The organism is Peribacillus sp. NPDC058002, assembly GCF_042886655.1.
GTDB lineage: Bacteria > Bacillota > Bacilli > Bacillales > DSM-1321 > Peribacillus > Peribacillus aracenensis.
This window is the reverse complement of the sequence record NZ_JBHVQU010000012.1, coordinates 1-16,623: the sequence shown is the minus strand read 5'-3', so window position 1 is coordinate 16,623 and position 16,623 is coordinate 1. Positions and strand designations below refer to the sequence as shown.

The window sequence follows — 16,623 nt, the reverse complement described above, 5'->3', positions numbered from 1 at the left end:
TCCTCAAGTAACCACCATCAACAGGCAGAGTTCAGGCAAATCCTGCCGATGGTCGGCTTCATCCCTTTTTCAGCTTTTACTTTCGTGCGAATTACGAATGTTCATAAATCGATAGTCCGGCTTCCGCTCAATCTTTCAATGATGGTTGCATTTGCCATGCCGTGGCCTTCACACATTGTTTGCAGCCCATAACGGCCGCCCGTCCTTTCTAACTCATGGATCATCGACACCATCAATCTGGCCCCGCTTCCGCCAAGAGGGTGACCCAGGGCAATCGCCCCGCCATTTGGATTCAGCTTTTGGGGGTCTGCCCCCGTTTCTTTTAGCCAGGCAATCGGTACAGGAGCGAAAGCCTCATTCACTTCAAAGATATCGATATCATCAATTGTAAGACCTGCTTTTTCCAAGGCTTTTTTGGTGGCGGGAATCGGTCCCGTAAGCATCAGGGTGGGATCTGACCCGACAACAACCCGTGTATGCACTTTAAAGCGCGGTTTCAATCCAAGTTCTTCGGCTTTACTGCGTTCCATCAATAATAAAACGGCAGCACCATCACTGATTTGACTGGAGTTCCCTGCATGGATTAAACCGCCTTCCTGAAAAACCGGTTTCAATCCAGCAAGCACTTCAAGCGTGGTTCCATCCCTTGGGCCTTGATCTTCCGTAACTTCGATTAGATTTCCTTCATTATCAGTACCCGTTATTGATATCATTTCACGGTTAAAATGCCCTTCTTTTTGAGCGCGTATTGCCTTGGCATGGCTCTCAACGGAAAACTGATCACAATCTTCCCGTGTTATTCCCCACTTATCGGCGATTCTCTCAGCTGACAAACCTTGGTTGATCACCTCATACGAGTCCATATACTTTTGACTTGTTCCAGCACCTTGATAATTAGACCCCATGGGAACTCGTGACATGTTCTCCACACCACCGGCCACTACCACATCCATATCACCTGACAAGATGGCCTGGGAAGCGAAATGGACTGCCTGCTGACTTGATCCGCATTGGCGGTCAATCGTCGTTCCCGGCACTTCAATTGGAAATCCGGCAATCAGTGCAGCAACCCTTGCTATATCACCGGCCTGTTCGCCCGACTGTGAAACGCAACCTAAAATAACATCATCGACAATAGCTGGATCGATGCCCGCCTTTTCAATCAGCTTCTTCATTACTTCCCCTGCCAGATCATCAGGGCGAACGTCTTTCAAGACACCGTTCCTTCTGCCAACTGGCGTGCGTATCCCTTCAACGATAACCACTTCCCGCATATACTCTCTCCCCTTCTCATCGTTTTATTATAGACCCAGATTCTTGGCGATGATTTTCTTCATGATTTCATTTGTCCCGGCATAGATGCTTGCAACGGGAACATCCCGATACCTTCTGGCAATCTTGTATTCCTCCATATATCCATAGCCGCCATGGAGCTGCATGCATTCAATGGATATTTTTCGGGCAGTCTCCGTCAAACGCCATTTTGCCATCGAAACTTCATTTACAACCTGTTCACCAGCCATATGTTTGGCGATCAATTGATCTAGGAAGGCACGCCCCATTTTGATTTCCGTTGCCATTTCCGCCATTTTGAATTGGGTATTTTGAAACTGACTTACGGATTTTCCAAAAGCTTCCCTGCCCTTCACGTACTCAATCGTATCGGCCAGCATATCCTCAGATGCGGTTTGAGCACAAATCGCCACCACAAGGCGTTCCTGCTGCAATTTTTCCATTAAGTAAGTAAACCCCTTGCCTTCTTCACCAAGCAGGTTTTCCTTTGGAACACGGCAATCCTCGAAGATGAGTTCTGCTGTATCCTGACTGTGCAAGCCAAGTTTCTTCAGTTTTCTCCCCCTGGAAAACCCGGGTGTATCCCTTTCGACCACGACTAAGCTAACGCCTTTATGTTTCGGAACGGCACTTGGATCCGTTTTACAGGCAACGATGACCAAATCCGAATGAATGCCATTTGTGATGAATGTCTTTTGGCCATTTAATATGTAATGATCTCCATCCAAAATGGCAGTCGTTTTAATATTGGCCAAATCTGAACCCGTGCCAGGCTCTGTCATGGCAATGGCTGTAATGATTTCCCCTGTCGTGCATTTAGGAAGCCAGCGCCTTTTCTGCGACTCATTTCCGTATGCGGAAATATACGGAACGGTGATGTCACTGTGAAGTCCGAAACCAATGAAACCAGAACCGACTCTTTCCAATTCCTCATTAATTATGACAGCAAAGCCCCAATCTACCCCGGAACCCCCATAATCTTCTCCAAGGTCTGGACATAAAAAACCCTGTTCCCCCATTTTCACCCAAAATGACCGGGGAATGATTCTCTCTTCTTCCCATCGTTCATAGTTGGGAACTGCTTCTTTCTCTAAAAACTTTCGAAATGACTTACGGAAAATTTCATGATCTTCACTTAGGTATGGATGCTTCATCTGTTTTCTCTCCTCTCCATTTCCTTGCCGGAGGCTCTTTTTCCAGTTTACAATGGATTTCCCTGAAGGAATTAACAACTTACCTGGGTGCCATTCTAATGGCCCCATCAAGCCTGATGGTTTCCCCATTCAGCATTGGATTCGTTATGATGCTTTCCGTTAGTTTAGCGTACTCTTCGGGATACCCGAGCCTTGGTGGGAATGGCACGGTTTTACCTAATGACATCCTGGCTTCTTCAGGCAATGAATCGAACATCGGAGTATGGAATAGACCGGGTGCAATCGATACGACACGTATCCCTTTGGTGGCAAGCTCCCTTGCAATCGGGAGAGTCATGGCAGCAATCCCCCCCTTAGAGGCACTATATGCGGCTTGTCCGATTTGTCCTTCAAAGGCAGCTACCGAAGCTGTATTGATAATGACCCCACGCTCCCCCTCTTGGTTCGGTTCATTTTCGACCATTTTTTCAACCGCAAGCCGGATAACGTTAAACGTACCGATCAAATTGATCTGCACGACATTTGAGAACGCTTTCAATTCGTGTATACCTTTTCTGCCTATGACCTTCTCTGCAATCGCAATGCCTGCACAGTTGATGACCGTATTGATGCTCCCGAATTTTTTCATTCCTTCATCCAATGCTACCGATACGCTTTCTTCACTGGTTACATCCGTTTTAATAAACAGCACTGAATCTCCCAATTCCTGCACCATTTTAGCGCCGTTTTCTTCCGAGAGGTCAAATATGACCGCTTTTCCACCTTTTTTAATGATATTTCTTACTGTTGCAGCTCCCAGACCAGAAGCCCCGCCTGTCACAACTGCAATGGTTTCTTGAATTTCCAAATTCCCACCCCATTTGTTTTCTAGAATATATATTCATCTCTTCCTATCATCAAAACCTATTTTCAAGATTAATTACACCGCTTGCCTGTTTTATCGTTCACTTTCAAGTCATGAAGGGTTTCGGTAAATCCTTTGATAACCCGTTCAAAATCTTGCTTTAATCCATCCAGCTCTTTAATGCGTTCATTAATTTCGTTTAATTTCTGTCCTGCAGTTTCAATCGTTTTTTCCAATTGCTTAATGCCTGTCCTATCCTTATCGAATAAAAGGACTATATCCTTTATTTCCACTAACGAAAAACCATACTTCTTACCGCGCATTATGATTTTGAGCTGTGCATATTCTTTCTTTCCATAAACTCTTTTTCCCGTTTCGGTACGCTTTGGCCTAAGCATACCCAGTTCCTCATAATAACGGAGGGTCCTTGTCGTCAATCCGAATTCTTTTGCTAACTCAGAAATGGTGTACATGTTAAAACCACACTTTGCAAAGGGATTATTTACCTTTATTCTAACATTGACGTAAACGTAAACTTCAATAAATATTCACAAAATTTATAATATATGAAACTATATGAAAGATTTAAATTGATATACTATAGGTATATTAATTAAATGAAGGGAATGATCGATCAATGCTATGTTCAAGGATATTAGTTGCTTATGATGAATCTGAATTGGCACTTAAATCTTTAGAAAAAGCGATTGAATTAGCGAAGCTGGATCCCGCTGTGGAAATCCAAGTGCTTCACGCTGTAACATTGCCAATCAAATCAAATATATATGGCAATGCATTTCAGGAAATTGAAGAATCCATGCTCAAGTATGGCAAGGAAGTGGTTAAAAAAGCGGAAGCGCTTTTATCCGAAATCCCGAATGCATCCCAAACATTTGTCGTAGAGGGCTCAGCCATCACGACTTTATTGGAACATGCAAAATCCCAGAATTGTGACCTTATCATCATGGGCAGCCGCGGATTGAGTGGTTTCAAGGAATTCCTTGGCAGTGTAAGCCACTACATCGTTCAACGTTCCCCAGTGCCCGTCTTGTTGGTCAAATAAAATTTACGGCGGATATTATTGCCAGTCTTTTCATAAGCTGGGTTCCCCTTGGGAATCCAGCTTATTTATGCGTGCATGAAAACCAAGTAAAGCTTACTATGTTTTACAAACACTTCCGTTTACGGGTAAAATGAAACTAATTTTAAACGAGGATAACAGGTGACGCAATGGATATTAAACATTTGCAATACTTTATAGAAGTAACTAATTTCAATAGCTTCACTCGTGCTGCCGACCATTTATTCATTACCCAGCCGACAATCAGCAAGATGATTAAAAACCTGGAAACCGAGCTAGGTGTTGAGCTTTTTGATCGTTCACGCAAGCAACTGATCTTGACCGATGCAGGCAGGGTTGTCTTAGAGCAGGCAAAATTGATTGATAAGGCCTTTCACAATTTAGAAACGGAAATGGACAATTTATTAGGTTTAAAAAAGGGACATATACGCATCGGGCTGCCGCCGATCATCGACGCTTCTTTCTTCCCCCGGATTCTTAGCCGTTTTCACGAGAACTATCCCAATATTACCTTTCAATTAGTAGAGGATGGTTCAAAGAAAATAGAAGAATCCGTCCAAAATGACTTAATTGATATAGGAGTAATAGTCCTGCCAACCAACACCGCACTTTTTCATCATTTTGCTTTTTTGGAAGAAGACATCAACTTGATTGTTCATCCCACCCATCCGCATGCATGTAAGGAAGAAATCGATTTGGCCGACCTGGAAAACGAATCTTTCATCTTATTCAATAAAGATTACGTCCTCCGAGATCTCATCATTTCATCCTGTAATGAAGCTGGTTTTTCTCCACATATTGTTACTGAAAGCTCACGCTGGGATTTTATTGAGGAAATGGTCTACTGTAAACTTGGCGTTGCTCTATTACCGGAAGGTTTATGCCGCCATGATGAGCGCGTAAAGACAATCAAGGTTAAAAACCCCTCCATCAGTTGGAATTTAGGATTTATATGGAGTAAGGACCATTACCTTTCATACGCTGCAAAAGAATGGCTGAAATATACGAGGGAAGCGCTATCTCAAAAGTAGTGAATTATCTAGCATGATTGATGTAAGCACTATCATAGATTTGAGTTATGCACATGATAACATCTAACCATTTTACAAGGCGTTACGGCGAGGGTAGACTAGTATAAGTAAAATGCACGGTAAATGCTGATGGATCCAATATATTCTAAAAAGGAGATATTCATGATCACTTTATCTAGTGTCGATGAGTTACAGGCAACAGAAGCAGCTCTGGAGAAAATTAAATATTCTTACCCCGAACTATTTAATAAACTGCTCCATGTCGTTGCCTTAACACGGGCTCTTCAATTTAAATATCAATTTATGGGCACATTAATCATGGAAGAAAATCCAAACGAATATACCCCTGAATTCGTTATGCCCTCCGTTATCGGATTATATATAGAGGAAGTTCAAAAGTTAAAGGATGATCCGAATATCCAGGTATTACTTCAGACCTTCTCCCAAATTAAAAATATTGGATATGCCAAAATCAGTATGCTCGTGCTCGGTAAAAGCCCTGAATCGCTTTTAGGAGCTTCATACATCAAATGAAGCCCCCTGATATCCTGATATGCTCCGAAAAAAACCTCCCTTAATGGAAGGTTTTTTTCTTTACGTGTAATTAAAGCACTTTACTCAAAAAGGCTTTAGTTCTTTCCTGTTGGGGATTATTAAAAATCTCACTTGGAATATTTTCTTCAATAATATAACCTTCGTCCATGAAAATCACGCGATCTCCAACTTCTTTTGCAAACCCCATCTCATGGGTCACAACTACCATGGTCATGCCTTCCTTAGCCAGTTGCTTCATGACCTCAAGAACTTCACCGACCATTTCCGGATCTAGAGCGGAAGTCGGCTCGTCGAATAGCATGATTTTGGGCTCCATCGCCAACGCCCTGGCAATTGCGACACGTTGCTTTTGTCCCCCCGATAATGAATCCGGATATGCCTTCGCTTTCTCGGCAAGTCCCACTTTCTTAAGCAGTTCCATCCCTCTTTGGGAAGCCTGTTCTTTGGATATTTTGCGGACCTTTATAGGCGCAAGCATTATATTTTCAAGAACAGTCTTATGTGGAAATAAGTTAAAATGCTGAAATACCATGCCAACTTCCGTCCGGACTTTATTGATATTGACCTTCTTGTCTGTCGTATCAAGCCCTTCAATGAAAATATGGCCTCCCGTTATCGTTTCAAGTTGATTGATACACCTGAGGAATGTGGATTTACCCGACCCAGAAGGACCAATCACCACGACTACTTCCCGAGGGGAAACGATTGCATTGATATTTTTCAATACCTCATTTTCGCCAAATGACTTCTTTAGATTCTCCACCTTGATCATTCTGTTTTCAACCTTCTTTCGAGTCTATTTAATACGAAACTTAAAATGAGGGTCAGGAATAAATAGATGAAGGCACACGCCAAGTATGGCTCCCACACTTTAAAGTACTGACTCCCCATCGCTTTCCCCCAATACATCAATTCCGGGGCAGCAATGACACAAAGCAGGGATGAATCCTTCAATAATACGATGAATTCATTTCCTAACGGAGGAATCATTCGTTTGAAAGCTTGGGGCAATACAACATGTATCATTGTTTGGGTATGGGTCATTCCCAATGAACGCGCCCCTTCCATTTGCCCTTTATCGATGGATTGAATGCCCGCCCGGAAAATTTCGGCAATGTATGCGGCTGCATTTAAAGATAAAGCAATGACACCGGCAGTTACTGCATTCGTTTCCCCAGTAAAAAAGGGCACAATTCCAAAATGGATTAAAAAGATTTGAACTAAAAGCGGTGTTCCGCGAAAAACCGTGACATAACAGTAAAATGGAAAGGCAAGCACTTTGTTTCTCATGATTTTCCCTAAACCGATCAATAACCCCAAAAAAGTTCCGATGAGGATGGAGGAAACCGACAGCCCTATTGTAAGCAACGTTCCTTTTAATAAGAAAGGAGCATATTCAAAAATAATATCCCAGCGAAAACTCATATTGTTTCCCTCCTAAGGCCAAAAAAACTGCGTAACTTCACACGTAAAGTTACGCAATCTTTTACTATCCATTTGTTTTTATTGTTGTGCTTTCAACGTTTCAATATCTGGATCAGTACCAAACCACTCTTTATAGATTTCTGCATATTTCCCATTTTCATAAATGGCATTCACAGCTTTATCGAACTCCGATTTCAATTCACTGCCTTTTGGGAACATAAGACCATAAAACTCCTCATTAAAGCTTTTGCTATCTTCAACGACTTTCAGTTTTTGATCGGGGTTATTTTTCACATATTCTTCAACGACTGTATTATCAGCTACGACAGCCGAAGCTCCGCCTTTAAGTAATTCCTGAATGGCCAGGTTATTATTTTCGAATTTTTTAATATCCTTGTGATTCTTTCCAAGGAGTTTCTCTGTCGCTTCCTGTCCAGTAGTACCAGTCTGAACGGCAATGACGTTTCCTTTCAATTCATCTCCAGATTTTATATCACTATTCTCAGGAACGAGAATCTTATTTGTGGATAAGAAATACGGAACAGAAAAGTCATAAGATTGTTTTCTTTCGTCATTCACTGTAATCGCAGATATGGCGACATCCGCTCTCTTACCTTCGATTTCAACAAAAATCGGATCCCAACCAACACTTTCCAATTTAACTTCATAACCCGCTTCTTTTGCAACGGCATTGATGAAATCAACATCGAACCCTACAATCTTATCTCCTTCAAGATATTCAAATGGAGCATAGTTGGCGTCCGTCACGATCCTCAGTGTTTTCCCATTGGACCCTTCTTCTTTACCAGTTGTCGAGACTTCCTTATCCTTCCCGCATCCTGTCAAGACAAGTAACAAAAAAGCAACCATGGCAAACACTAAAAAAGAAACCTTTTTCAAAATAATCCCCTCTTCTCTCTCGTAAACTCCCTTTTTTTAAAAAAACAGATAAATCTAACTTCACAGAACTTTCAGTATATTCTTTTAAGAATATTATACGTTTATTTGTTTTTTTATGCAATAAAAAGTCGATAAATAACTTTAGTAAAATAAAAATTTAATCAATTAACTTGGTAAACCAAAAACGCAACTATGCTCTAATAGGGAGAGACGCACTCTTTTCCCCTTTACTCAAATTAATGGATATTATATTGAAAACAGTTAGCGCCATCTTTCAAAAGGTTTAATGGAACAAAAATAAGCAGCAGCCATATTAGCGTGGCCGCTGCTCGAATGATTATTATGGGACTTCCGTATTCCCCTCTTCAATATCCAACATATCCAACAGGAAGATGAAGATCGGTATTCCGATGATCAATCCCCATATTCCAAGGAAATGCTCGGAAAACAAGAGGATGATGAAGGTGAAAAATGTTGGAAGATTTGTTTTTGCCGACATGAATTTCGGATTTAAAATATAGCTTTCAATTGAATGGATCACAACAATCATGATTAATACAGCAATCACTTTGGGCATGCCGCCGATACTATAGGCAATCATGCTCAGTGGAATGAGGGAGATGATGACCCCTGCAACCGGAATCAAACCCAGGAAGAAAATCATGATTCCTAGACCGAGCAACTGCGGGAAGCCAAGAATCCATAAGAAAGTTACAGATAGGACAGCATTCGTGATGGCTATCAAGAACTGGACCTCAATCACCTTTCCGAATGAATTGATGAATTTGACGCCAAAGTGGCTTAGGTTTATAAAGAAAGATTTAAATTTGGCCCGCTTGAATTTAGCAGTGAAACGAATGATTTTATCCTTTTCCAATAAGAAAAATAGACTAAGCAACATGGAAATGAAAATTTGAAATGCCAGTTTACCGAAATCGGATATATAAAGATAGAGTGTATTCATCTGTTTTTGAAGATCGAGCGGCGATTCCAGCTCGTTCATTATATTAATGGCATATTGAATGACCCTACTATCTGGTGGATGTTGAAAGAAGAAAACGATCTGTGTCACTAATTCCGTGAATTGCAGCGTAATGACCGGTAGATATTTATAAAGTACGATGGCTAAACAAGAAATGACGACTACATATAAAAAGCTTATAACAACCTTGGAGTTGATATGCATGACTTTATTCAGCCGAATCATGATAAATTGCTCCAGCCTTCCCATCAAGAAAGTGAAAACAAATGTGAATAACACGATATTAACCATACTACCGATGCTTATTAAAAAGAGGACTAACACAATTAATGTAATTAACCTTGAAAAACCTTCACTTTGCAAATACTCTTTTACCACTTACCTATCTCCTAACTACCGTTCTGCCATTATAATTCCTTTACCTTTTATTTTACACGGAATTGAGGAATTCTACTACAATTACCTTCCATTGACAACAAAATTATTTGAATGATCAGTAAAACCCATGATAGAGACGCCGTTATGACCTTTTTGGAAAATTCAAGCCTTTATCCCAAGCCATTTCTGCATGAAAAAACATCTGCCAAACCGGCAGATGCTAATCTTCATCCTTCACATCGATATCTTCGGGGATGGGTTCGTTATAATAATCCGCTAATTCCTTCTTATACTTCTCCATCTGTTCAAGATGCATATTAAACTGATCTTTAAAAATCAAATGCTGCTCACCATCATAAACGGTTCGAATTTTATTTTGAACGATCAAACTTTCTATATAAGATTCCGGCATCGATAGATATTCCGCAGTCTCTTTTACTGTCAAGTACATGCCTTCACCCCTTTTCCTCCTAACTATACTAGATATGAAGGATATTTTGAAGTGCTTGGTTTTTGATTTAAGCCCCCTTTGCCTGAGGACGAAACTGGCATGCAACCTCCACAGCTTAATCGAGTTCCGTTAATGGAACGATTTGTTCAAAAAACTTACAATCCCTTCCGAGAACATGTAAGATAATGTTAAAGTAATATACCCATATATTTAGAGGAGTGGACAAAGATGACTTTCTTTTATGTCATTCTTGCGGCAATTTTTACTGTTTTACTGGTCAATTTCGTTAAAGGACTAAGTGAACCAGCTAAATTAGAACGCTATCAAAATGAATTCCGTAAATACCATGCTGAAACTTTAGATCTGCATGCAACGGAAATCGTTTCAGAAGCATTGATGGAAAAGCTTAATCATGCACTGGATTTCAATTATATGGAGAAGGTCAATACTGAATTCCGCCTGAAGCATCCACGGTACTCACAGTTAAAGGTCAATCAGGCTTGGCGTGAATTGAAACGCTACTTGATCATGGCTGCAGTGTTTGGAAAAGTTGAAATGTTTAATTCAGTCATCGATGAGTTGTGGCACATCATGCTGAAATCTAGACGGGAATATGATGAGTTTTGCCAAGCTTTCATCGGTAGGACCATTCAGCACCATCCTCATTCAGAACCTGTTTTCAAACCCGATGAGCGCACTCTTTTCGACTTTTACTATGTTCAGCTATTTACCGTGGATTCCAATTCCATTCAAAAGTGGGGCAAATTTTTCAAACATGATAAAGGGCAAACGCTTCTACGTGATTTTGAAATGTTGGAACTGGAGCAGTTAAAAGAGAAATATATGAGGAAACCGACAAGTATGCAAGCGGAACGGACCTTTGAAACTTTCACTTCCCGATTTAAAGAAAATCGCCCCATGACAGAATTGAATTGGCGGAAAACGTACGACCAGACGGACTATGCGGCTCCTGCCTATTTCACTTATGCAAGCACCGATGATTTTGACAGCGAATTTAAAGATATTTTCGGGAATGAAGCGAACACAGTTTCCTCTGGATCCGGCCATGCCGATCATGGCGGTCATAACGGTTCCCATGACGCCAGTTCTGATTCCTCTTCAAGCTGCTCTTCATGCAGCTCTTGCTCGTCTTGAGCTTCACAAGAAACGCTTGGTATGCCCAAGCGTTTTTTATTTTTTCAAATTTTCCCTCTTCATTAATTCCACCGATTGAACCAATTCTTTATCCTTTGTTTATTTTTCTCAAGTACTTCCTTCGATGTCCGGTTGTCTTTTTGTTTTTTCCATTCAAAGAAAGATGCAATTCCGATAAGCAGACCGCCGCCGATGATTAAATACAGCCACCATGGCATCTCGCCCCACATCGAATTGGTATTCATATAGACATTGAATAAAATGGTCCCAGTTCCAGCGATGAAATAGGATTTGTATTTCATCATGAATCCAAAGAGCATAGCTGCCAATGACACCGTGCCGATAATGAGCGCATCATATAAGGTGTTTCCTGCCATTGCATCAATGATCAAGACTGAAAATAAGAGGAAAACAATACCACTTTCGATATATTGTGTGATCTTGCCTTTAACGAAGATTTTCCTCAGCAGAGTGGTGCTGACAATGAATAGCGGCAGAATAATCACCTCCTCCTCTAGTACAGGAGGTATCGTGAGCTGATCGACAATGACCCAATATGGATATAAACTGAACAATATCGCTGCAGCCAACTGGGATTTTCTTTCCAACATTCCTGTCGTCGTGCTTCTCATCAAAATGAAGTAGGCCGGAATCAGAAGCGCCACGAAGATTTCCAAAATGAAATGTGCTGGCCCCCCCGTCAAAACATCTATATTCATGGCAAGAAGAAACAGCAGACCATAGACTCTGTAAAAATCCAATTGAAGTCCTGACCCACCTTTATATAGCGAGCCTTTAAAGAATTTCCTGCTTAGCAGTACCATTATGGCCGTACACCCAAAAAGGACTGCCACGCCAACGAAAGGCCGTAATGTATCCGCGTACATGATGATGGTCCAATAGGGATACAAACTGAGAATTCCCGTCAGCCAAACGTAGATGCCCTTTTCTTTTACATCCTTTGTGAAACTTCCAATCAAGATGAAGTAAACCGTTATCAAGAGCGATACGACAACCTCGAGTAACTGGCTTGATGTTTCAGTTACTGGAATTCCCCTATTCATGGCGAGTAAGAAAAGCAGGCCATATATCCTGTATGCATCGATGGAAATGCCTGTTTCTTCCCTTTTTATTAAACCATCGAAATAACGCCGGCTTAAAAGCAACATCTCTGACATACAGCCGAAAAGGATCATCAATCCCATTTCAACCGATAGGCTGTCGGCATAGCCGACGATGACTAGGAAGGGATACAGACTGACTAGTGCAGCAATATTGGAATAGATTTTCCTTTCTGGCTTTTCCGCTGTCATGCTTCTCGGGAAAATGAAATAAGCGGTTAACAGAAGCGATACAAAGACTTGGAGTAACTGATGTTTAGTATCATTAAAAACTTCCGCATTCATATCGATCAAAAAGAATAAACCATAGATCCTGAAAGGATCAAAGATGACGATGCCTGATCCGTCTTTCTTGAGTAACCGGCTGGAATACAGCCTGCTTAACAATAGCATTCCTGCCATACAGCCAAAAAGAACGGCCAAACTCGTGATGATTGGGAGTGCATGGGCAAAGTCCAAAATATTGATGAACGGGAAAAGTCCGATGATGGCCGCTATTCCCAAATAATTGCTTCTTTCTTTCTTATGGATTGTGAATCTTTCCATAAGGATGAAGTAGCCAGGCATCAGCAGGGAAACAAAAATCCCCAAAATTGCAGAACCCGTACCGCTCATAAACACTTCAAGATTTAGGGTGCACAGATATAACAAGCCAAAAATCCGATAATAATCAATGACTCTCTTCGTTCCCTCTTGGTTGACCAATCCTTTGAAATGGTGTCTGCTGACCATCACCATCACAGTCATGCATACAAGCAATACGATGATCGCCATAACCAAAGGTAATGTATTTACATACATATTATAAAAGATGAAGGCCATGCTTAGAGGAACGACAACATAGTTCCGCCAATTCCTTTTCATGAGCAGATACCAGGCAAACAAGAACTGTACAGTCATCACTCCTACCCAGACCAATTCCCTGTTAAGCGGAAGACCCCGGATGGCCGTTTCCAATATGGATATGCTTATTCCTAAATGAATGAATGGAATAAGATAATACTCCATGATTCCTTTCCAATTCTTATTGGAAACCGACCACAGGATGGTTATGAGCCCTGCTGTAATCATCATGGATATTGGTGTTATGAATGCCCTTTGCCCCACGTTTGCAAAAAATAAATGGACCTGCAGGAAAAGGGCTGAAAACCCTAGGTACGTAAAAACGTATTTTTCCCATTTCACATGTGTCCTTAAAGCACTCAACATATAAATCAACAGTTGTGCAGCATATAGGAACGGAGAACTTTCCGTATAAACAATGAGCAAATATCCAACAGGAATCGCCAGTAAATTGGCAAGGTGACTAGTATATTGGAAGTACAATTTCCCTTTGTACGAATATTTACCAAGCCATTCTCCTAAAAGGAAAAAGATAATAGGACCTAGCAGCACAAACGCAAGCTTCAATACCATTAAACCAAAATCAAAAACATCGTAGAGTGAGGCATATAGGCCTGCACTTGTAATCACGACAGGCACCCAGAATATGTGCTTCCGATGTATATGGACGGCCCAGCCGTTTATTGCCGTAGCAATGGCAATGACCCCGCTTTCCTCCAAAGGCTTCAGTGAATCGAATGGAATCGATATCAAGGAAAGGAAGGAAAGAATCTGTGCGCTATATGCAAAAACAGGAAAGAATTTATGATAACCCCTTCTAAATGTGTAAGCTGCACCGATGGAAATCAGTGAAACCCCCATTAAATAGACGCTGAGCGTTATATTTGACCGGACCCACTCTAAACTCTCCAACAAATATGGATTGAAAGCAACCAGAGCCAGTACGAAAGTGATTGGAAATCCGTATATGGCGTTTTCCTTCATATGCTTTGAATCGACTTTTATATATGTGATGAAGAAAAGTCCCGAGATCACGGCGAGTGCAGCACTAACTGCAAGCCAATCCATTTCACTGACTTTAATGGTCAGTATCACTAACATGATCATTGGGGAGATAAGTAAGATACTCTTCTTAAACAGGCCGTACCTTGGGTGACGGTTATATAAATATACTCCAACATATTGAATGGCCTGAAGAACGAAAACAAGACTTAAAATGGTAGAAAAAGAGACTGGCAAAACAAAGAAAAGATACAGGAACGCTAAGTTGAAAACAACAACAGCCGGGTACGTGAAGCCTGAATTTTTCGATTGAAGGGAAACATGGACAAGCTGAGCGGATACTATCATGAGCGCGACGAATATTTGCGCATAGTTCTCCTGGTACACCATCGCGTTACAATATAAGAAAACGATCCCGCTCTCAATCAAACTGGTGAACATGAAGTTCTTGGAAAGCTTAGTCATTTTGGATTTTGCCAGATATTTTGATAGCATAGTAAAAATGATTGGTACAAGTGCAAAAGCAATGATCATATACTCACTTAAAAATGAGTTAAAGATTAAATGGATATATCCATACGTGAAAACGGCGCTAAAAGCCATTTCATAATATTTTTTTTGGAATTTGACCGAAAAAATTAAAAACAAAACAGAAAAGACCATCAACGTTAGCGAGTACACCAAGTTACTTGAAAATAACGTCAGGATCACAAAGGCTTCCACGATGATCTTAAACTGGATGAATTGAAAAATGAATGGTTTGAATAACGTTAATGCTTGTTGATTCTTCAATTGCTCAATATTCCATAATAGTATTAAATTAAGAATGCCAATCGCCAAAAACATCCACTCAATAGTCGGTGTCACAAAGGCCAATCCGAAATAGCCGGTTAAGCCAAACGTGAATATCGAAATGAAAATGAATATTTTCGACTTAAAGTAGTCAGCGATCTTACAATAAATCGCTAAACAAAGTAATCCCCCAAGAAACCCCAGTAGCCCCCTCCCCCCACCATTAAGTGAAAAGTACTCTCCGAAAATCCGATAATATGAAGCTGATAAAATCGTAATCGGAATGAATAAACCCGCTAGTGTCAGGAATGCAAAAGCGGTCTGTTCAATCTTCAGCTTTGAAGCGATGAAGGCCATCCCTGCAAAAATGACGGATACCATTCCAATAAAGAAAACTTTCAGGACCGCATTCAGCTCCCCCCATGAGGAAGTTGCTAAAATCAACCCGCCGAACAGAAGCAATATGACCCCGGTGAGCAAGATGACTGAGATATTCCGTTCCCTGATTTGCTCAGGTGTTTTCCTCGGCTTTGCCAGTTTTACCTGTTTCTCCCGTTTGATGACCTGCTTTTGAATACCAGGTTTCCTATCAGTGATCTCCTTGACAGGTTCAAGACTTTCCTCGAAAGCCGATCCATTAGTTTCATACGAGGACTTCTCATCTTTCGTTATCGTTTCGTTCACTCCACTGGATTCACGTAATTTCAATGAAGATTTCTCGATTAGGCTATCTTGTCCCCTCACCTCTGCACTTTCACCGATAATCGTTTCATGTCCTTGGATCTTTTTTTCCTGTCCTAAGCGCTTTTGTTTATGGAGGGCTAATTGGAAATGCCGATCATATGCCCTGCTAATCCGGATATATTCTGATTTAGGGATGAGCCGCCTTTCCCATAAAGCACCCAGCTCTTCTTGGAAAATACGCTTCCTTCTTTCTATTGTCATTTCCTCGTTTGAAGAATCATTCATCCCAAGCTTCCCCTTCCTTCAAATTGACCTTCTATCATCTTATGTATATTCTCTTTTCGATAATAACAAAGTTTTTACATTTATTGAATATTAAGGGCGTAATGAAAAAACAGTGGTGTTCCCCCTACATCAAAAAAAAATGACTTCTATTGAAGCCATTCAACGTCTTTCCACTGATTTTATTTTATCCTCGCCTCTGATGATGGACAAATAAACGATCATTGAAATGAAAATGGAGGCGGCTGCCGTGATATAGATGCTCCTATAGCCGAAGAGGAAGCCTATTTGCCCGAACACGATGGCACCTATGCCCACTCCAAGATCGAAAAATGAAAAGTATGTTGCATTCGCCATCGCCTTCCGATTTGGTGGCGTCTTTTCAATCGACCATGCCTGAAGCGCCGGCTGGACAGAACCGAATCCAAATCCATAAAGCACTGCTGCAATGTAAAGAACGGTTTCACTCGGCATCCACGCAAGCAACAGCATCCCAGTCATGATGAGTAATGTTGAAGGCACGAATATGGCTCGATGTCCCCTTCGGTCATATAATCGCCCCGCGAATAATCTCGTGACCATGAGGGCCATTGCATATACTAAAAAGTACCACTGAATGCCATCTACACCTTTTTCCGCTGTGTATAGCC

General features: G+C 41.1%; 15 protein-coding genes. 4 read left to right on the top strand and 11 right to left on the bottom strand.

Annotated elements, in window-relative coordinates; genetic code table 11:
* Window positions 1-101: 101 nt before the first annotated feature.
* The 4 genes from ACFVSH_RS04450 to ACFVSH_RS04435 all read right to left on the bottom strand — a co-directional run bounded on the left by ACFVSH_RS04450 (window position 102) and on the right by ACFVSH_RS04435 (window position 3,764).
* A complete protein-coding gene (locus ACFVSH_RS04450; protein ID WP_387604537.1) occupies window positions 102-1,274 on the bottom strand; it encodes a thiolase family protein in 1,173 nt (390 codons plus the stop codon).
* Window positions 1,275-1,301: 27 nt separating this feature from the next.
* Window positions 1,302-2,447 carry an acyl-CoA dehydrogenase family protein gene (locus ACFVSH_RS04445; protein WP_387705067.1) on the bottom strand — a complete coding sequence of 382 codons (1,146 nt, stop codon included), beginning with the start codon at window positions 2,445-2,447 and terminating at the stop codon, window positions 1,302-1,304.
* A gap of 79 nt (window positions 2,448-2,526) precedes the next feature.
* Window positions 2,527-3,294, bottom strand: a complete 768-nt coding sequence (locus tag ACFVSH_RS04440) for a 3-hydroxyacyl-CoA dehydrogenase (RefSeq protein WP_387604540.1) — start codon at window positions 3,292-3,294, stop codon at window positions 2,527-2,529.
* A gap of 68 nt (window positions 3,295-3,362) precedes the next feature.
* The gene (locus tag ACFVSH_RS04435; RefSeq protein ID WP_387604542.1) at window positions 3,363-3,764 is read right to left on the bottom strand and encodes a MerR family transcriptional regulator; all 402 of its coding nucleotides are present in this window, start codon (window positions 3,762-3,764) and stop codon (window positions 3,363-3,365) included.
* 164 nt (window positions 3,765-3,928) lie between these two features.
* On the opposite strand from ACFVSH_RS04435, the gene ACFVSH_RS04430 reads away from it, so the two are divergent.
* The 3 genes from ACFVSH_RS04430 to ACFVSH_RS04420 all read left to right on the top strand — a co-directional run bounded on the left by ACFVSH_RS04430 (window position 3,929) and on the right by ACFVSH_RS04420 (window position 5,937).
* Entirely contained in the window at window positions 3,929-4,354 is a 426-nt protein-coding gene (locus ACFVSH_RS04430; RefSeq protein WP_387604544.1) for a universal stress protein, read from the top strand.
* Window positions 4,355-4,521: 167 nt separating this feature from the next.
* Window positions 4,522-5,403, top strand: coding sequence for a cidABC operon transcriptional activator CidR (gene cidR / locus ACFVSH_RS04425; RefSeq protein WP_387705065.1), 882 nt, complete (start codon window positions 4,522-4,524; stop codon window positions 5,401-5,403).
* A 162-nt stretch (window positions 5,404-5,565) separates the two neighbouring features.
* A complete protein-coding gene (locus tag ACFVSH_RS04420) occupies window positions 5,566-5,937 on the top strand; it encodes a hypothetical protein (protein WP_260287910.1) in 372 nt (123 codons plus the stop codon).
* Between the two features lie 70 nt (window positions 5,938-6,007).
* Here the strand turns inward: ACFVSH_RS04420 and ACFVSH_RS04415 are convergent, their stop codons facing one another.
* From ACFVSH_RS04415 to ACFVSH_RS04395, 5 genes are all read right to left on the bottom strand, one after another.
* On the bottom strand, window positions 6,008-6,730 hold the full coding sequence (locus tag ACFVSH_RS04415; protein WP_387604548.1) for an amino acid ABC transporter ATP-binding protein: 723 nt from the start codon (window positions 6,728-6,730) through the stop codon (window positions 6,008-6,010).
* Window positions 6,727-7,383, bottom strand: coding sequence for an amino acid ABC transporter permease (locus tag ACFVSH_RS04410; protein ID WP_061461716.1), 657 nt, complete (start codon window positions 7,381-7,383; stop codon window positions 6,727-6,729). The genes ACFVSH_RS04415 and ACFVSH_RS04410 overlap by 4 nt, the downstream gene beginning before the upstream one ends.
* Window positions 7,384-7,461: 78 nt before the next feature.
* Entirely contained in the window at window positions 7,462-8,283 is an 822-nt protein-coding gene (locus ACFVSH_RS04405; protein ID WP_387604551.1) for a basic amino acid ABC transporter substrate-binding protein, read from the bottom strand.
* A 340-nt stretch (window positions 8,284-8,623) separates the two neighbouring features.
* The gene (locus ACFVSH_RS04400) at window positions 8,624-9,643 is read right to left on the bottom strand and encodes an AI-2E family transporter (protein WP_387604553.1); all 1,020 of its coding nucleotides are present in this window, start codon (window positions 9,641-9,643) and stop codon (window positions 8,624-8,626) included.
* A gap of 220 nt (window positions 9,644-9,863) precedes the next feature.
* Entirely contained in the window at window positions 9,864-10,094 is a 231-nt protein-coding gene (locus tag ACFVSH_RS04395; RefSeq protein ID WP_260287907.1) for an excisionase family DNA-binding protein, read from the bottom strand.
* 228 nt (window positions 10,095-10,322) lie between these two features.
* Here ACFVSH_RS04395 and ACFVSH_RS04390 point away from each other — a divergent pair, with 228 nt between their 5' ends.
* Complete coding sequence (locus ACFVSH_RS04390) at window positions 10,323-11,249, top strand: glycine-rich domain-containing protein (protein ID WP_387705064.1); 927 nt, start codon at window positions 10,323-10,325, stop codon at window positions 11,247-11,249.
* A 62-nt stretch (window positions 11,250-11,311) separates the two neighbouring features.
* Here ACFVSH_RS04390 and ACFVSH_RS04385 read toward each other — a convergent pair whose 3' ends face one another.
* Both ACFVSH_RS04385 and ACFVSH_RS04380 read right to left on the bottom strand, forming a co-directional pair.
* Window positions 11,312-15,976: a hypothetical protein gene (locus ACFVSH_RS04385; protein WP_387705062.1), complete on the bottom strand. Its 4,665-nt coding sequence runs from the start codon at window positions 15,974-15,976 to the stop codon at window positions 11,312-11,314.
* A 159-nt stretch (window positions 15,977-16,135) separates the two neighbouring features.
* On the bottom strand, window positions 16,136-16,623 hold a 488-nt coding region (locus tag ACFVSH_RS04380; protein ID WP_387705060.1), incomplete at its 5' end, for an MFS transporter.